At 66.1% G+C, this 14,399-nt stretch carries 16 protein-coding genes and 3 pseudogenes; 8 read left to right on the top strand and 11 right to left on the bottom strand.

The features are described 5' to 3' along the window. Positions 1-15: 15 nt before the first annotated feature. The 3 genes and pseudogenes from ESD82_RS08490 to ESD82_RS08480 all read right to left on the bottom strand — a co-directional run. Positions 16-690, bottom strand: a complete 675-nt coding sequence (locus tag ESD82_RS08490; protein WP_244314521.1) for a TroA family protein — start codon at positions 688-690, stop codon at positions 16-18. 256 nt (positions 691-946) lie between these two features. Then, positions 947-1,141: a TonB-dependent receptor gene (locus ESD82_RS08485; protein WP_244314520.1), complete on the bottom strand. Its 195-nt coding sequence runs from the start codon at positions 1,139-1,141 to the stop codon at positions 947-949. Next, positions 1,123-1,344: pseudogene (locus ESD82_RS08480) on the bottom strand (transposase domain-containing protein); the annotation flags it as partial. The gene ESD82_RS08485 and the pseudogene ESD82_RS08480, both read right to left, overlap by 19 nt. Between ESD82_RS08480 and ESD82_RS08475 the strand changes: the two are divergent. Further along, positions 1,345-1,581, top strand: coding sequence for a hypothetical protein (locus ESD82_RS08475; protein ID WP_147429351.1), 237 nt, complete (start codon positions 1,345-1,347; stop codon positions 1,579-1,581). 463 nt (positions 1,582-2,044) lie between these two features. Here ESD82_RS08475 and ESD82_RS08470 read toward each other — a convergent pair whose 3' ends face one another. Together ESD82_RS08470 and ESD82_RS08465 are read right to left on the bottom strand one after the other, a co-directional pair. Then, positions 2,045-2,344 (bottom strand): CcdB family protein, encoded by a 300-nt coding sequence (locus tag ESD82_RS08470; RefSeq protein ID WP_024846182.1) that lies wholly within the window; start codon positions 2,342-2,344, stop codon positions 2,045-2,047. Beyond that, the gene (locus ESD82_RS08465; protein ID WP_028711008.1) at positions 2,344-2,580 is read right to left on the bottom strand and encodes a type II toxin-antitoxin system CcdA family antitoxin; all 237 of its coding nucleotides are present in this window, start codon (positions 2,578-2,580) and stop codon (positions 2,344-2,346) included. The genes ESD82_RS08470 and ESD82_RS08465 overlap by 1 nt, the downstream gene beginning before the upstream one ends. Before the next feature lie 83 nt (positions 2,581-2,663). Between ESD82_RS08465 and ESD82_RS08460 the strand changes: the two are divergent. The 4 genes and pseudogenes from ESD82_RS08460 to ESD82_RS08450 all read left to right on the top strand — a co-directional run. Next, a pseudogene (locus tag ESD82_RS08460) lies at positions 2,664-2,867 on the top strand (sugar isomerase); the annotation flags it as partial. Further along, positions 2,843-3,013 (top strand): annotated as a pseudogene (locus tag ESD82_RS22580) (hypothetical protein); the annotation flags it as partial. The pseudogenes ESD82_RS08460 and ESD82_RS22580, both read left to right, overlap by 25 nt. A 236-nt stretch (positions 3,014-3,249) precedes the next feature. Beyond that, positions 3,250-3,372 carry a hypothetical protein gene (locus ESD82_RS22450; protein ID WP_276330396.1) on the top strand — a complete coding sequence of 41 codons (123 nt, stop codon included), beginning with the start codon at positions 3,250-3,252 and terminating at the stop codon, positions 3,370-3,372. Further along, complete coding sequence (locus ESD82_RS08450) at positions 3,369-3,593, top strand: transposase domain-containing protein (protein ID WP_244314519.1); 225 nt, start codon at positions 3,369-3,371, stop codon at positions 3,591-3,593. Before ESD82_RS22450 ends, ESD82_RS08450 begins: the two co-directional genes overlap by 4 nt. A gap of 116 nt (positions 3,594-3,709) precedes the next feature. On the opposite strand, the gene ESD82_RS08445 is transcribed toward ESD82_RS08450, so the two are convergent. From ESD82_RS08445 to ESD82_RS08425, 5 genes are read right to left on the bottom strand one after another with little or no spacing between them, the layout of a single operon-like run. After that, positions 3,710-4,651: a MurR/RpiR family transcriptional regulator gene (locus tag ESD82_RS08445; protein WP_167521739.1), complete on the bottom strand. Its 942-nt coding sequence runs from the start codon at positions 4,649-4,651 to the stop codon at positions 3,710-3,712. Positions 4,652-4,661: 10 nt separating this feature from the next. Next, a complete protein-coding gene (locus ESD82_RS08440) occupies positions 4,662-6,266 on the bottom strand; it encodes a dipeptide ABC transporter ATP-binding protein (protein WP_123130383.1) in 1,605 nt (534 codons plus the stop codon). Then, positions 6,263-7,132 carry an ABC transporter permease gene (locus ESD82_RS08435; RefSeq protein WP_244314518.1) on the bottom strand — a complete coding sequence of 290 codons (870 nt, stop codon included), beginning with the start codon at positions 7,130-7,132 and terminating at the stop codon, positions 6,263-6,265. The genes ESD82_RS08440 and ESD82_RS08435 overlap by 4 nt, the downstream gene beginning before the upstream one ends. Then, positions 7,129-8,067, bottom strand: a complete 939-nt coding sequence (locus ESD82_RS08430) for an ABC transporter permease (RefSeq protein WP_123130384.1) — start codon at positions 8,065-8,067, stop codon at positions 7,129-7,131. Before ESD82_RS08430 ends, ESD82_RS08435 begins: the two co-directional genes overlap by 4 nt. A gap of 57 nt (positions 8,068-8,124) precedes the next feature. After that, positions 8,125-9,630: an ABC transporter substrate-binding protein gene (locus ESD82_RS08425; RefSeq protein WP_147429352.1), complete on the bottom strand. Its 1,506-nt coding sequence runs from the start codon at positions 9,628-9,630 to the stop codon at positions 8,125-8,127. Between the two features lie 110 nt (positions 9,631-9,740). Here ESD82_RS08425 and ESD82_RS08420 point away from each other — a divergent pair, with 110 nt between their 5' ends. Together ESD82_RS08420 and ESD82_RS08415 are read left to right on the top strand one after the other, a co-directional pair. Beyond that, positions 9,741-10,868, top strand: coding sequence for a DmpA family aminopeptidase (locus ESD82_RS08420; RefSeq protein ID WP_123130386.1), 1,128 nt, complete (start codon positions 9,741-9,743; stop codon positions 10,866-10,868). 173 nt (positions 10,869-11,041) lie between these two features. Then, complete coding sequence (locus ESD82_RS08415; RefSeq protein ID WP_147429353.1) at positions 11,042-11,290, top strand: hypothetical protein; 249 nt, start codon at positions 11,042-11,044, stop codon at positions 11,288-11,290. 127 nt (positions 11,291-11,417) lie between these two features. On the opposite strand, the gene qhpG is transcribed toward ESD82_RS08415, so the two are convergent. Next, positions 11,418-12,656 (bottom strand): flavin-dependent monooxygenase QhpG, encoded by a 1,239-nt coding sequence (gene qhpG, locus ESD82_RS08410; RefSeq protein WP_147429354.1) that lies wholly within the window; start codon positions 12,654-12,656, stop codon positions 11,418-11,420. Between the two features lie 206 nt (positions 12,657-12,862). On the opposite strand from qhpG, the gene peaA reads away from it, so the two are divergent. Further along, positions 12,863-14,398: a quinohemoprotein amine dehydrogenase subunit alpha gene (peaA, locus tag ESD82_RS08405; protein ID WP_147429355.1), complete on the top strand. Its 1,536-nt coding sequence runs from the start codon at positions 12,863-12,865 to the stop codon at positions 14,396-14,398. Position 14,399: the final 1 nt, after the last annotated feature.

Raw genomic sequence — 14,399 nt, 5'->3', positions numbered from 1 at the left:
CCGACCGACATCTCGTCAATCCGCCAGGGCAAGGCGGGCCATTCGGCCAGCGGCAGCGCCGCCACCGCGGCAATCATCCACAGGGCCAGCACCGCCCCGTCCCCCGGCAAGGGTCATGCGGTTCATCCCCCGGCCCTCCAGAGCGGCGACTAGCTCGTGGCCGAAGCGCAGCGCCGAGGGCATGCCGGCAAAGGGCCGCGGTTCCGGCAGGCGATGCACCCGCCCCGCCCTGACCGGCGGCAGGCTGTTCCACAGCGCCACCGAGCGCAGCGCGCGCTCGACCTGCACCGGGATCGGATCCAGGACGACCAGCCGGGCCTCGGGGAACGCAGCCAGCCGCTCCAGCGGGATGGGCGCGGCAAAGGCAAAGCGGGTGCGCCCGGTCCAGGCATTGCGCATCCCCATCGCCTCCAGCGCGCCGCCGAACAGGCTGTCGGTGCCGAAGACGCGGATATGGCGGGCATCGCCCAGTTCGAACAGCAGGCAGGCGCGCCCGGCATGGGGCGCGGCGCGGCCGGCCAGCATGGCGAGCTCGGCGGCGGCGGCGGCCTGGGTCCGCGTCCCGGCAGCGGGATCGCCCAGCCGCGCGGCCAGTTCCCCCAGCAGCGCCATCACCTTGGGAAAGGCCGGCTCGCCCGCGACGTAAAGCGCACGGGTAAAGACCGGCGCGATGCGCCAGCCGCGGCTCAATGGCGCTGTAATGGCTCGAGGACAGGATCAGCTCGGGCGCGACAAGGCTCAGCGCCTCGAGATTGGGCGCCCCGCGCAGGCCCAGGTCGACGGTGGCGGCGCGAAAGGCGATCAGCTCGGCCAGGGCGACCGGCGCCTGGCCAAGCGCCATCGCCGTCTCGGCCAGGGCCCAGTCCACCGCCGCCAGCCGCAGCCCCGGCGCCGCGCGGGCCGGCAGCCAGAAGGGCGCGTCGCATCAATCCCTTGCCGGACAGTGTCACCATTTACATGTCAAGCTTGCCTGCACGGTTCGTCCGTCGCCATAATAGCTGGAGTTCAGCCCGCCGGCCGAGATATAGGCCTCGTCCGTCACGTTGTTGATGTTCAGCCGGCCGATCACGCCGTTTTCCCATTCGTAGCTGGCGCCCAGATCGTAAGCGTGCGGGCTGACCGCTATCCGTTCCGACGCCATGGCAGCAGATCATCGACCTTGGTGATCTTGTAGTCGGGGATGCGGGCGATGGTATCTGCGAGCCAGGCTTGGGGATCGACGGCGTTGAGCTTGGCTGTCTCGATCAGGGTGCAGGCGATGGCGGCGGCTTTGCCGCCCGCCTCGGAGCCGAAGAAGAGGTAGCTCTTCCGCCCGAGGGCGATGGCGCGCATGCCGCGTTCGGCATGGCAGATGCTCTCATTACTTCCGATACTTTCGTTCCTGTCCTCATGCCAGGCATGGCCTGCAAGATGATGGTCCGGGATGCGCCCGTCGAGGTGACGTTCACCCCGGCGCCTTTGCAGACCAGGGGCCTGGCCCTGTTTCCGGGGGATGTGCTGCCTATCGGGGCAGGGGATGCCATCCGCGCACAAAAGACCTCGGATTTCGCACCGACCCTGGTGTTTGAGGTGTTCGGCTGATGCGTTACCTCGGCATGCCCTTTCCGATCCTGAAAGCCGGGCTCAGGAGTTTCCTTGGCCTTCACGACGCTGCCGGCGGTCCTGGAGCGCCCGTCTATCCCAGGACCGCCTGCGACCCCAATGGCACGGTGCTGTTGGACTATGCGCCCAATGGCTCACCGGATAGCCGATGGCCTCGTCCCTGCGGGCCTTGTCCCAGGCCATGATGCCGGCGAAGAACAGGGCCGGTGCATCGGCAGCCCGCATCATGTGGTGGCTCGAGATTTTACGCGGATTCTCACACACCATTCGGATCAGGCTCTCGATATGGTCCTGGTTCGCATGCGAACCAGTTGAGGCGCTGATCCCGGTCTTGCTTGTCGAGACCGTAATTGGTGGCGATGTCGACCTTGCCCCCAGTCATAAACCGGGGCCGCCACGCTTGGGAAGCGGGAAGGATTGGGCAACTGAAGAAGAGAGGGCGTCACACCCCGGTCAGGAGCATGTCCAGCGCGCCCGTGATCTCGGTATCGTGCTGTGCAAGGCTGCCTGCGAGTGTCTTCAGAATGGAAGCGGGAACCGCGGCCATGAACTGCGTCACCATCACATAGCGCTCGGACTGTATGTCAAAGATGGGGTTCAGCTGCTTGAGCACGGGCGGCGAAGCGCCCACCGGCATCATCGGCACCACAAGGCGCGTGCTCAGATTGTCCAGAAGGTCGGTCTGCACATCGAGAAGATACCCCGAACCATCCGGGCTGGCATAAACGTCATATCGCGCCATCAGAAGAGCCGGTATTTTTCAAGGGGCAGGCCGTTCTCTTCGACCCAACGGTTAACCCCTTCAATCGCCTTGGCGTTCTCACGCTTCCACGCCTCGGCTTTGGCTTCCCTGACCGCGCGACGCAAACCGGCCTCTGCGGCCTGCGACAGGTTTACTCCGAAGGACCGGGCTTCGCTGAGCAAGCCCTGATCCAGTGACAGATTGGTCGGTTTTTTGGGAACGGATTGTGTCTGCATCGGGCTACCTCCTGCATGTGCATAATATATGCGCATGACGCCGCAAATCAATCCCTGTCATCCAGCACCTCGCCTGCCCCCTCTTCCGGGCGGAAAACGATGCGCTGATGGCGGCGGCGACGCTGCGCGCGGCCTTCCGCACCGATGTCGAGCCGATCCTGCAGATGGCACGGCTGCGCGCCGGCGCGGCCATCGATCCGGTCGCGACCTTCCGCGCCTCGCGCTATCGCCACCGCGTTGCCGCAAAGAGGCCCCGGACACAATCCGGCGGCGGAGGTATCGTCTGACTTCACCTCGATCCGGCCACAAAGGACAAACGCACGGCTTGCCCGTGTGGCCCCGGCGCCCGACGCGCACCAACAAGGGCAAGGTTCCGCTCTTCATCGTCGGCGTGGGCGCGGTGAAGAACCCCGTCTACGCCCGCCTGCGCCTGACCGAGCCCGGCCCCGGCGCGATCCACTTCCCCCGCCGCCTCGACGCCGACCACTTCCACAGCTCACCGCCGAGCGCCTCGTCAGCGGCGCCATCGGCGTCCTGCCACCGGAGATTGGCAAGGCAGTCGTCACCGCCGAGCGACACGCGCGATGTCCCAAGATCCATGCCGGTGCAAACTGTCGGGTCGAGCAGCCACGCGGCAACGACCATGAATACACCAGGCAGCATCTCGACATGGACGAACTGGCCAGGCTTGCGTCGCTCGACGCGCTCGGCTCGGAACTGTCGGCCGAAAAGCGCGTGCCAGCGGTAATGCACCTCAACAAACTGCCCGACATGGGCAGAATGAACGGATGATGACCTCGACCCGCAAGAATGCCCTCTTCGCCGGCAACGAGGCCGGCGCCAAGAACGGGGTCATGCTGGCTTCGCTCGTCCCTACCTGCAAGATGTCCGGCGTGAACCCCGCCGGCCAGCTCGCCGAAACCCTCCGGGCCATCCTCGACGGGCACCCAAAATCCCACATCGAAGACCTCATGCCCTGGCGACACCCACAGCCGTCAAGCCTGGCTGTATAGGGCCGCGTCATCGCGCTTGCACAGCAACATTTCGGCCCATAGCTGCCAAACGAGCCAGAACAGTACTGCGGTGCAGCGGAAAGAACTCGCGGACCGGCACTTCCAATGCGGCGCGATTATCCCGCCGCGTCCGGCTCACCCTGGCTTCTGGCAAGCCGCGAGGTGCGATGGTCGAACTCGGCGAAATAGTGGCCCATCTCGTGCAACTGCTCGGTGCGCTTAGAAACCTCTCCCCCCAGCCGATTTGCCACGGAATCGATCAGCAGGTTCAGGATGATCGCAAGACTGGCCGGGGAATCCCAAAAGGTTTCGACATAGGTTTCGCCCTGCAGCACCATTTCAGTGAAATCATAGGCGCGGTTGGTGAAGCTGTCGGTGACGAAGATCAGCGGCATTGCCATCTCGCGCGCCCTTTGCGCCAGCAACACCGCTTTGCGCGCATAGGCATGGGTATCGACCAGCACAAGACAATGGCTTTCATGAGCCATGTCAAAGACTTCGGTCAGGATGCCGGCATGGTCCTGAACGTAACGGACACCGGGACGGACATATTGCAGGCGGCTCGAGAAATCGATCGCCAACCCTCGCGATGCCTGAAAGCCCAGAACGGAGACCTGACGCGCCTTCAGGATCGCCTCGACGCAATCACCCCAGCGCGGAAGCGTCGTCAGCCTGTAGGCGGCGGCCACGGCCTCTAGTTCGCGCCCGAGGCTTTTCTCCAGCGTGCGCTGGTTCAGCGGGTCGAGCTTGAGCCTGCGGCGGATATTGCCCATCTCTTCGGCATCGGAATCAGTTGGCGGGCGTAGCGCCGCCTTGAATTCCTTGAGATTGGCGAATCCCAGCTGACGGATGAAGCGGATCACCGTCATTTCGCTTAGCCCGACCGCCGCGGCGATAGAGGCGCCTGTCTGATAGGGCAGCTGTTCCCAGTTGTCGCGCAGATAGGTGGCGATCAAACGCCCCGACCGCGACCATTCCGCGCCAGCGCCATCAAGCCCGTTCTGCACGAAGCGTAGCAGGTCGATTTCGCCGCGCGGCTTGGTTTCGTCGCTGGCCATGACCCTTTCCTCAGATGGATATATGATCTGCATGCATACGCGGCACGGAATCGCGCAGCAATGCCGTATATTCGCTTTGTGGCTGGTCCAGCACCTGCGCGGTCTCACCGCTTTCGACGAGCCGCGCGGCGCGGAACACCGCGATGCGGTCGCAAAGTTTACGCACCACATCCAGGTCGTGCGAGATATAGATCACCGTCAGGTCGCGCTCGCGCCGCAGCCGCGCCAGCAGGCGCAGGATCTGGGCCTGAATGGTCACGTCCAGCGCCGAGGTGATCTCGTCCGCGACCAGCACCTCGGGGTCGAGAATCAGAGCGCGGGCGATGCCGACGCGCTGGCACTGGCCGCCCGAAAGCTGGCGCGGGCGGCGATGAGCGTATTCTTCGGGCAATTCGACCAGCGCCATCATCTCGAGCGCCCGCTTGCGCGCGGTCGCAGCATCGGCAAGGCCGTGACGGCGCAGCGGCTCGGCGATGGCCTCGATCACGGTCATCGCGGGGTTGAGGGAATCAAACGGGTTCTGGAAAGCCATCTGCACCTTGCGGCGATATCCGAGCAGATCGTTGCCGTGCAGGCCATGCACGTCAGCGCCCCGATACAGCACTTGCCCGCTCGAAGGCGTGACGAGCCGCATCAGCACCTTGGCCATGGTGCTTTTCCCCGAGCCGCTTTCTCCGACAATCCCGAAACATTCGCCCTTGCGAATGTCGAGAGAAACGTCCTGCAAGGCGCGCACGCCCCTGCCCCGACCAAGCAAGCCCCCGGTCTGATAGGTCACGTCGAGGTTGCGGATACTGAACAGCGACGTTTCGCCCGGCACGGGGCGCGGCGGCAGCTCCAATCGGTCGGGCTGCGATGCGATCAGCAGGCGGGTGTAGTCATGGCCGGGGTTGCGCAGGATCTCGGCCGAGCTGCCCTGCTCCAGCACTTCGCCGCTCCGCATGACGAGAACCCGGTCGCACATCTGGGCCACCACGGCCAGATCATGCGACACGAGGATCACCGCAAGCCCCAGCTCACGGTTCAGATCGCGCAGCACCTTGAGGATATGTGCCTGCACCGTCACGTCAAGCGCCGTGGTCGGCTCGTCTGCCAGCAGGATGCGCGGCGCGCAGGCAATGGCGCCGCCGATCATCACGCGCTGCTTCATGCCGCCGGACAGTTCGTGCGGATAGGCGCGCATGCGTTGCGCAGGATCGTTGATGCGCACCGCGCGCAGGATCTCCAGCACCCGGTCGGTAACGTTGGAGGCAGTGCGGTGCAGGCGGATCGGCTCGGCGATGTGATGGCCGATGGTACGCAACGGGTCCAGATGCGAGGACGGGTTCTGGAAAATCATCGACATGTACCGCCCACGTAGGGCGCGCATCGCAGTCGTGTCCGCCCGGGTCATGTCCTGCCCGTCAAAGCGGATCTGCCCCGAGACCTGGGCGTATTCGGGTAAAAGCCCCATCAGGGCACGGCAGGTGATGGATTTGCCCGACCCGCTTTCGCCGACGATGCCCAGCACCTCTCCGGGGTGCAGGTCGAAACTGACGTTACGGACCACCGAGACATCGCCGAAGGACACCGACAGGTCGCGGATCGAAAGCAGGGGTGCGGAGGATTTCGTCATTGTCTGATCATCCTTGAAAGGCCGTCGCTCAGCAGCACAAAGCCGAAGCCCATGACGATGGCGGCAAGGCCGGGAAACAGGCAGATCCACCAGGCGTTGACGACATAGGGCTGGCCTTCGGCGATCATCGCGCCCCATTCGGGGGTCGGCGGCTGCACGCCAAGGCCCAGAAACCCAAGGCTCGCCCCCGCCAGCACGATCATCACGATATCGGTCGTGGCATAGACCAGCACCACCGGCAGGGTCGCCGGCATGACATGGCGAAACAGGATCACCGGTGTCGAATAGCCAAGCACCCGTGCGGCCTGCACATAATCCTTGTCGCGCAGCACGGCGGTTTGCGCGCGCACCAGCCGGGCATAAGAAACCCAGCCCACGAGCGCCAGCGCGATGAAATAGTTGGTCAGCCCCGGCCCCATGATGCCAATGATGGCGATGACCAGAACGAAAAAGGGAAAGGCCACCGTAACATCGACAATTCGCGACAGGATCGCATCGGCCCAGCCGCCGAAATAGCCGGCGACCAGCCCCAGAGCCGTGCCGATGACCAGCGGAGCGGCCACGCCCGCCACTCCCATCCACAGGTCGATGCGCAGCGCGAATACCGTACGCGAGAACACGTCGCGTCCAAGGTGATCGGTGCCGAAGGGATGCGCAACCGACGGCGGCGCCATCAGCGCCTCGAAATCAATGGCGCTGGGATCGGCGGGGACGACATGCGTCGCCGCGAATGCCAGTACTAGCAGCGCCGTCAGGATCAGCAGCCCGGCCAGCACCTCGAACGTGCCGTTGCGGGACAGAAAGGCGGCAAGGGCCGTCGAAACTCGGGCCTTGGTGGCTTGGGTTGTCATGTCCGGCGTGGTCATGGCTTGATCCTCGGGTCAATGAGGGCGGAAAGCAGGTCCACGCAAAGCGTGATCAGCACGGTCAGCAGGGCATAGACGACGGTAACGCCCTGAATGACCTGGAAATCGCGGCCCAGAACGGCGTTTATCATCAGCGTGCCAATGCCGGGGACGGCATAGACGACCTCGACCACCACGGCGCCGCCTATCAGATAGGCCAGCATCACCCCCAGCAGGTTCAGCGTGGGGATCAGCGAGTTCATCAGCACATGCCGGCGGAAATTCAGCCCCTCGGGCAGCCCCTTGGAGCGGCCGGCGACGACGTAATCGGCCTCCATCTCATGGATCAGCGTCGCGCGCAGGCTGCGCAGCAACAGCGGTACTAGCCAGGCCGAGATGCTGATCGCGGGCAGGAAGAGATGGCGCAAATGGCCGGTGAAACCTTCACCAAAGCCGCTGACGGGCAGCCAGCCCAACTCGACCCCGAAGTAGCGCGACATCATCAGCGCAAGCCAGAACACCGGGAAGGTCATGCCGATGATCGCCCCTAGCCGGATGAACTGATCGGGCCAGCGGTCGCGGTTGCGCGCGGCCGTCACCGCAAGGATCACGGTCAACGGCACGCTGATGACCATGACATAGCCGATCAGGAACAACGTCGCCGGCAGGAACTGCCCGATCAGCGTCAGCACTGGCCGCTGAAAACGCAGCGACTGGCCCAGATCGGCCCGCAAGAGGTGGCCCATATAGTTCAGGTATTGCGTTGCCAGATTGTCGTTCAGCCCCATCCGGTCGCGTAGCGCCGCGACCGCCTCTTCGCTGGCGCGGTCGCCCATCAGCAGCCTTGCCGGGTCGCCCGGAGCCAGATGCACCAACAGGAAAGCGGCTAGGCTGATTCCGATCAGCACCGGAATGGTCCCGGCGAGCCGTCTTGCCAGGAACGCAAGAAAGGTCATGAAAGATCCTTGAGCTGAGGGTGAAGGCCGGGACGGGACGCCCCGGCCGCGGGGGTGTCAGCGCGACAGGACCGCCTCTTCCAGCGACCATTGCAGCGACGGGCTGAGCGTCAGCCCCTGAAGATCCCGGGCGTAGGCATTGGCATAGGGCGGATAGTACAGTGGGATCTGCGCGACCTCATCGGTCGAAATCCGCTGGATCTGGGCGTAAAGCGCGGCGCGCTTGGCAGGGTCCAGTTCGCGAACCGCCTGTTCGGTCAGCTGGTCCACTGCGGCGTTCTCGTAATAGGTCTGGAAACTATACGTGCCGCAGCTGCCGCACAGCGCCCAGCGAACCGCAAGGTCGGGGTCCGGAGTCTCGTTATACCACCAGCTTGGCGCCAGATCGTAGTCGCCGGCCGGCACCCGCTCCCACCAGACGCTGCGGTCGACCTTTTCGATCTTGGTCTTCAAGCCGATGGCACTCCATTGCGCCTGCAAAAGCGTCGCGAGCTTATCGGAATCGGTGGTCGGAGCGATCAGCACCGTCAGTTCCTTGCCGTCATAGCCGCCCTCTTTCAGCAGGGTCCGGGCCAGGGCCGGATCGTAAGGCAGGCCGGGAAAGTCCTCGTCGTGATAGTTCAGGGCCGAGGGAAGGGTCGTATTGGCGGGCTGGGCGTGGCCTTCGGTCATCGCCTTGGCAATGGCCGGGACGTTCAGCGCATAGGCGGCCGCCTGCCGGGCCTTGACGTTGTCAAAGGGCGGGCGCCGTCCATTCAGCAGCGTCACGTAGATCATCGTCGAGGGTTCCAGCGCCACCGTCACATTGTCACGGCTCTGCATCTCGGCGAGCTGCGACCAGGGAACCTCGCGCATGGCCTCCAGCTCGCCCGACATCATCATCGAGACACGGGTGTTGGCGTTGGAGATCTCGATGAACTCGGCGCCGTCGTTCTTGGGATAGCCCTCGCGCCAGTAATGGGGGTTGGGCTCGAGGATCAGCCGGTCGTTGGGGCGCCATTCGCGCACCTCATAGGGCCCCGATGTCACCGGCTTATCCACAAAAGCCTGCTCGCCCCGCGCCTCGACATCGGCTTTCGAGACGATGCCGGCGTTGAACACCTCGAGATTTTCAAGGATCGGCGCGAATTTGTGCTTCAGCGTCACCCGCACTGTATGCGAGTCCACGGCGGTCACCGAATCGATCGCCGCCAGCGTCGCGGAATAGGCCGATTTCTCATCCTTGATGGCGCGGGTCAGGCTGAAGGCCACGTCGTCAGCGATGATCGGCGTGCCGTTCGAAAACTTCGCGTCGCGCAGCGTGAAGACCAACTCCAGCCCGTCGTCAGAGATCGTCCACTCCTCCGCCAGACCGGGCTGCATCTTACCATCGGCATCACGACGAAGCAGACGGGAGTAAAGCTGGCCAAAGGTCTCAATATTGCCAGCGGCCGACGACCGGATCGGGTCCAGCGTCGTCGTCTGATAGGGCGAGCCGATGCGTATCAGATTTTCGGCCCACGCCGGGGCCATCGTCAGCATGGCGGTAACTGCCGTGATCATGGCTACGGTATTTCGTTTCATTCCGATCTTCCCCCCTGTCGGCGGTTTTTACCGATACTCTTGACAATGATATAATTACATCATTCATGTCAAGTTGAGTTATTTTACTAACAATGGAGACTGTGCCGGCCATGGAAACCTGCTTGAGAAAGCTGCGCGGACGTCAGCTCGGACTGCCGTTTCCCGGGCAGACCGGGCAATGGAACGCGATCACCGATGTGCCCGGCGTCAAGGTCGGTTACACGACGATCATCGAGGGGGATGGTCCGCTGCGGGTGGGTGAAGGGCCCATTCGCACCGGCGTCACCGCGATCCTGCCCCGCGGCCATCTTGCCGAGATCCGGCCGGTCTGGGCGGGCATCCACGCACTGAACGGCAATGGCGAGATGACGGGCAGCCACTGGATCCGCCATGCGGGGCATTTCTCGGGGCCGATCTGCCTGACGAACACCCATGGCATCGGCGTGGCGCATTCGGCAGCGACGAAGTGGATGATCCGCCAATATGCCGAGGAGTTTCTGAACGACCACCTCTGGGCGATGCCGGTTGTGGCCGAGACTTATGACGGCGTCCTGAACGACATCAACGGCATGCATGTGCGCGAGGAGCATGTGATCTCGGCCCTGGAAGGCGCCGTCTCGGGGCCGTTGGCCGAGGGCAATGTCGGTGGCGGCACCGGCATGATCGCCTATGAATTCAAAGGCGGCACCGGCACCGCCTCTCAGGTCGTGCGTCTGGGCGGACGGGACTACACCGTCGGTGTGCTGGTCCAGGCAAATTACGGACGGCGCGACTGGCTGACCGTGCTTGGCGTGCCTGCCGGGCAGCATATGCGTGAGAACCTGCTTCTGGACCACGAGCAGGGCTCCATCATCGTGGTCATCGCCACCGATATTCCGCTGCTGCCTAACCAGCTTGAGCGGTTGGCTCAACGCGGCGGTCTGGGGATCAGCCGCAGTGGCAGCCCGGGCGGCAACAATTCGGGCGACATCTTTATCGCCTTCTCGACCGCCAATGCGATCCCGCGCAATGCACTTGCCACCGCACCGCGCAGCATGACCGCCATTCCCGACGATTGGCTGGACCCGGTCTATCTGGCTACGGTGAACGCGGTCGATGAGGCGGTGATCAACGCCATGCTGACCGCCGAAGACATGACCTGCGTAAAGCCTCGCAAGAGCGCACTCTGCAAAGCTATCGATCCTGCGTCTCTGATCGAGCTGGTCAGGAACGGAGTAAGAACGGCGGTGCGAGACTAGTCCACCGGAGCAGAGGCATTGCGCAGCTGCGGGCGTTGTATTGCAGCTCGGATCGCGTGCGTGGTCGTGGCGCTTGCGTGACGAACTTGTCCCATAAGGCATCCGTCCATTCCTGAGAAAGGATCGCACCATCAAACCATGGGAACAAACACCATTACCTCGCCGCGGTGAACATGGAGAGCTTTGCCCGCACCGTGTTTCGCCTGCGCCTGGCGAAATGGGTCTGGGCCTGCGTGGCCGGCACCATCGCCTATGCGCTGATGCTGGCCGATGTCTTTGCCTATATCCTGCAGGCCCTGGCCTATCAGGGCATCTTCGTGGTGGCTTGGGTCGCGATCGCCCTGGTCCACATCACCGGCGCCGAGCCCGAGGATCCGCAGCCCGCCCGTGCCATCAATCCCGCGGGCTGGGGGCCTGGCTGATCGCCTCGGCCGGCGGGCTGGCGCTGCATTTCATCGGCGGCGCGGCCGCATCCTTCTCGGCCCCTGCTACCTTCGTGATCGCCGGGTTGGCCTATGCGGTGCTGCGCCGGCGTGCCGCGGCGCTGGGTCAGCCAACCCGAGGCCCAGCCTGAAACTGCCGGGCGATCCGCGCCCCTGCCTCGCCCCAGCGGGCCTGCAGGGCGGGGGCTCCGCCCTGCTGCCATGACCGCCAGGCCTCGGCGGCGGGGATGTTGCCGAACCAGCCGACGCCCTGCGGCGCGCCGGGTGTATGCAGCACCTCGCGCTCGGCCAGCAGCCCGTCCTCGACCAGGATGGCAGGGGCAATGTGCGGGACCACCGGCGGCGCGGCGGCGGGCCGGTCGTCGGGAAAGCCCAGCCGCGCTGCCCAGAAGGGCTCGGCGCGAAACCGCGGCTCGGCGCGCAGGAAATCGCGGCCGATCCGTGCCTGGTGCAGGCTCGTCTGCAGCGCGCGCTCGGCCAGGAAGCGGCGGCAGAGGGATTCGGAGCCGGGCCGGGCCGCCAGGGTGCGGCGCACGGCGGCGGCGGCCAGCGCGCTCGACACCGCCCAGAACTGGCCGTGGCCGGACAGCGGGTCCATGGCGGCAAGGGCATCGCCGACGCGCAGCAGGTCCAGCGCGCCAATCGGGCCGGGCAGACGCGGCGCGGCCTCGCGCAGCAGCGGCGGGCCCGGCAGCGGTGCATCCGCCAGCGCGGGCTCGGCCGCGGCCATCGCAGCCCGCAACCGATCCGCCGGCCTGCCGTCGCCACCGGCATCCAGCATGGCCTGCACCCAGACCCGGCCGTCGGGCAGCGCCACCCGCCACAGCCAGCCCTGCGCCAGCGCCGCCAGCCGGATGCCCGGGGGCAGGGCGGCGGCGACCCAGCCGGACAGCGCCAGGGTGGCCGGGGCCTTGCCGCCCGCAGCGGGCGACCGGCGACCCCTGGCGTCGATGACCATGGGCGCGCGCAGCCCTCCGCTGCCAAGCAGCGCCCCGCCCGGTTCCGGCCGGCCGCTGCCGATCACCAGCCGGGCGCCGGCGGCTTCGGCGCAGCGGCGCAGATGCGCGTCCAGCGCCGCGCGCTCGACCACATGCTCGGCATTGCTTTCGCTGATCCCGGCCCAGTCCACCTGTCGCCGCAGCGGGCCTGCAATGCCGTCGAACCCGTCGAGCAGCCCTTGACCCGCCAGCCAACGATGCAGCCGCGGGCTGAGCCCCTCGAGCCTTGGCCGGCTGCGGGCGGGATCGACCAGCAGCACGCGCAGCCCGTCGCGCGCGGCCAGCCAGGCCGAAACCGCGCCCGCCGGCCCGCCGCCCAGCACGATCAGATCGGCATCCGCCCCCATGCGCTTTCCCTTCCGTTCGCCCGGATATCCGGCAGTCTGCGCCCGCTGCCGGCCCGCGAACCTGACATTTGCGGCCAAAGGCGGGGGGCGCGGCGATCTGCCGCGACTCTGGCCGGGAATGACAAGAAACCTGCCGCCCCCCGGCGCTTTTCTGGATCCCATCGCAATCGGGCCATCCATCCCGACGAGCCAGAGGAAGCCGCCAGATGAAGCCACTTACCCGAACCGCGCTGGTCTCTGTCGCCGCCCTTGCCGCCGCCCCGGCGCTGGCGGTGACGGGCGAGGAGGTGCTGGAGAACGCCTGCGCCGCCTGCCATGTCAAGCACGAGGACGGCCGATGGGAGCGCATCGACGCCGCCCGCAAGACGCCCGAGGGCTGGGACATGACCGTGACGCGGATGATGCGCAACCACGGCGTCGCGCTGGAACCCGAGGAGCGCGCGGCCGTGGTGCGCTACCTGTCCGATACCCGCGGCCTGACCCTGGCCGAGACCGAAGAGCGCCGCTACATCCTGGAACGCGAGCCGGTGGCCTGGGACGAGGGCCCCGACACGCTGATGACCCAGACCTGCGGCCGCTGCCATTCCTATGCCCGCGTCGCCTTGCAGCGCCGCACCCCCGAGGACTGGACGCATCTGGTCAACTTCCACCTCGGCCAGTTCCCGACGCTGGAATACCAGGCGCTGGCGCGGGATCGCGACTGGTGGGGCATCGCCCAGGCCGAGATCATCCCCTTCCTGGCCAAGACCTATCCGCTGGGCGAGGCGCCGGCCGCCTTTGCCGGCGACGCCTCGGGCGATTACGTGCTGGCCGGGCGGCAGCCGGGGCGCGGCGACTATACCGGCCGGCTGGCGCTGAAGAAGGCGGGCGAGGATTACGAGGTGACCATGACCCTCGACTTCGCCGATGGCAGCCGGAGCTTTGCCGGCACCGGCCGCATCCTCGGCGCCGGCGAATGGCGTGCGACGCTGAGCGACGGCGAGACCACCATCCGCCAGGTCATGGCCTTCGAGGACGGCCGCTTCTCGGGCCGCTGGTATCATGCCGACAGCGACGTGATCGGCGGAAGGCTGGCGGCGGTGAGGGCGGACGGCGCGCCGCAGGTGCTGGCGGCAGCGCCCGCGCGGCTGAAGATCGGCGAGGAAACGCGGGTCCGCGTCGCGGGCACCGGCCTGGGCGATGCCTTGACCCTGCCCGAAAGCGTTACCGGCAGCGTGGAAAGCGCCGGGGACGGCGTGACGGTGCTGAAGCTGACCGCCAGCGGCGCGCCCGGCCCGGTCAGCCTGGATCTGGGCGGGCAGAAGGTCGAGCTGGTGGCCTATGACCGGCCCGACCGCATCAGCATCGTGCCCGACATGACCATCGCCCGCATCGGCGGCAATGGCGGCCCGATCCCCAAGGTGCCGGCGCAGTTCGAGGCGATGGGCTGGCTGAACGGTCCCGACGGCGAAGCCGGGACCGGGGACGACATCGCCCTGGGCGCCTTCCCGGCCAGCTGGGCCACCGACAATTTCGACGAGGAGGCGGAAAAGATGCAGGACGCGAAATATGCCGGCTCAATCGACGACACCGGCCTGTTCACGCCCGCCGATGCCGGGCCGAACCCGGAACGGCCGATGCAGACCAACAATGCCGGCAACCTGAAGGTGGTCGCCACCGTCGATGCCGGAGGCGAGCCGCTGAGTGCCGAGGCGCATCTCTACGCCACGGTGCAGCGCTTCGTCGACGCGCCGATCCGGTGAC

The sequence above is a fragment of the Paracoccus pantotrophus genome (assembly GCF_008824185.1).
GTDB classification, from domain to species: Bacteria; Pseudomonadota; Alphaproteobacteria; order Rhodobacterales; family Rhodobacteraceae; genus Paracoccus; species Paracoccus pantotrophus.
The sequence above is the reverse complement of the archived record's forward strand: the minus strand, read 5'-3'. Positions and strand labels throughout refer to the sequence as shown.

Coding starts and splice junctions, on each gene's coding strand:
- ESD82_RS08485 (WP_244314520.1), bottom strand. CDS start 1,141: ATGGCGTCGGAACGGATAGCGGTCAGCCCGCACGCTTACGATCTGGGC.
- ESD82_RS08475 (WP_147429351.1), top strand. CDS start 1,345: ATGGCAGATGCTCTCATTACTTCCGATACTTTCGTTCCTGTCCTCATG.
- ESD82_RS08470 (WP_024846182.1), bottom strand. CDS start 2,344: ATGGCGCGATATGACGTTTATGCCAGCCCGGATGGTTCGGGGTATCTT.
- ESD82_RS08465 (WP_028711008.1), bottom strand. CDS start 2,580: ATGCAGACACAATCCGTTCCCAAAAAACCGACCAATCTGTCACTGGAT.
- ESD82_RS22450 (WP_276330396.1), top strand. CDS start 3,250: ATGGACGAACTGGCCAGGCTTGCGTCGCTCGACGCGCTCGGCTCGGAA.
- ESD82_RS08450 (WP_244314519.1), top strand. CDS start 3,369: ATGATGACCTCGACCCGCAAGAATGCCCTCTTCGCCGGCAACGAGGCC.
- ESD82_RS08445 (WP_167521739.1), bottom strand. CDS start 4,651: ATGGCCAGCGACGAAACCAAGCCGCGCGGCGAAATCGACCTGCTACGC.
- ESD82_RS08440 (WP_123130383.1), bottom strand. CDS start 6,266: ATGACGAAATCCTCCGCACCCCTGCTTTCGATCCGCGACCTGTCGGTG.
- ESD82_RS08435 (WP_244314518.1), bottom strand. CDS start 7,132: ATGACCACGCCGGACATGACAACCCAAGCCACCAAGGCCCGAGTTTCG.
- ESD82_RS08430 (WP_123130384.1), bottom strand. CDS start 8,067: ATGACCTTTCTTGCGTTCCTGGCAAGACGGCTCGCCGGGACCATTCCG.
- ESD82_RS08425 (WP_147429352.1), bottom strand. CDS start 9,630: ATGAAACGAAATACCGTAGCCATGATCACGGCAGTTACCGCCATGCTG.
- ESD82_RS08420 (WP_123130386.1), top strand. CDS start 9,741: ATGGAAACCTGCTTGAGAAAGCTGCGCGGACGTCAGCTCGGACTGCCG.
- ESD82_RS08415 (WP_147429353.1), top strand. CDS start 11,042: ATGGAGAGCTTTGCCCGCACCGTGTTTCGCCTGCGCCTGGCGAAATGG.
- qhpG (WP_147429354.1), bottom strand. CDS start 12,656: ATGGGGGCGGATGCCGATCTGATCGTGCTGGGCGGCGGGCCGGCGGGC.
- peaA (WP_147429355.1), top strand. CDS start 12,863: ATGAAGCCACTTACCCGAACCGCGCTGGTCTCTGTCGCCGCCCTTGCC.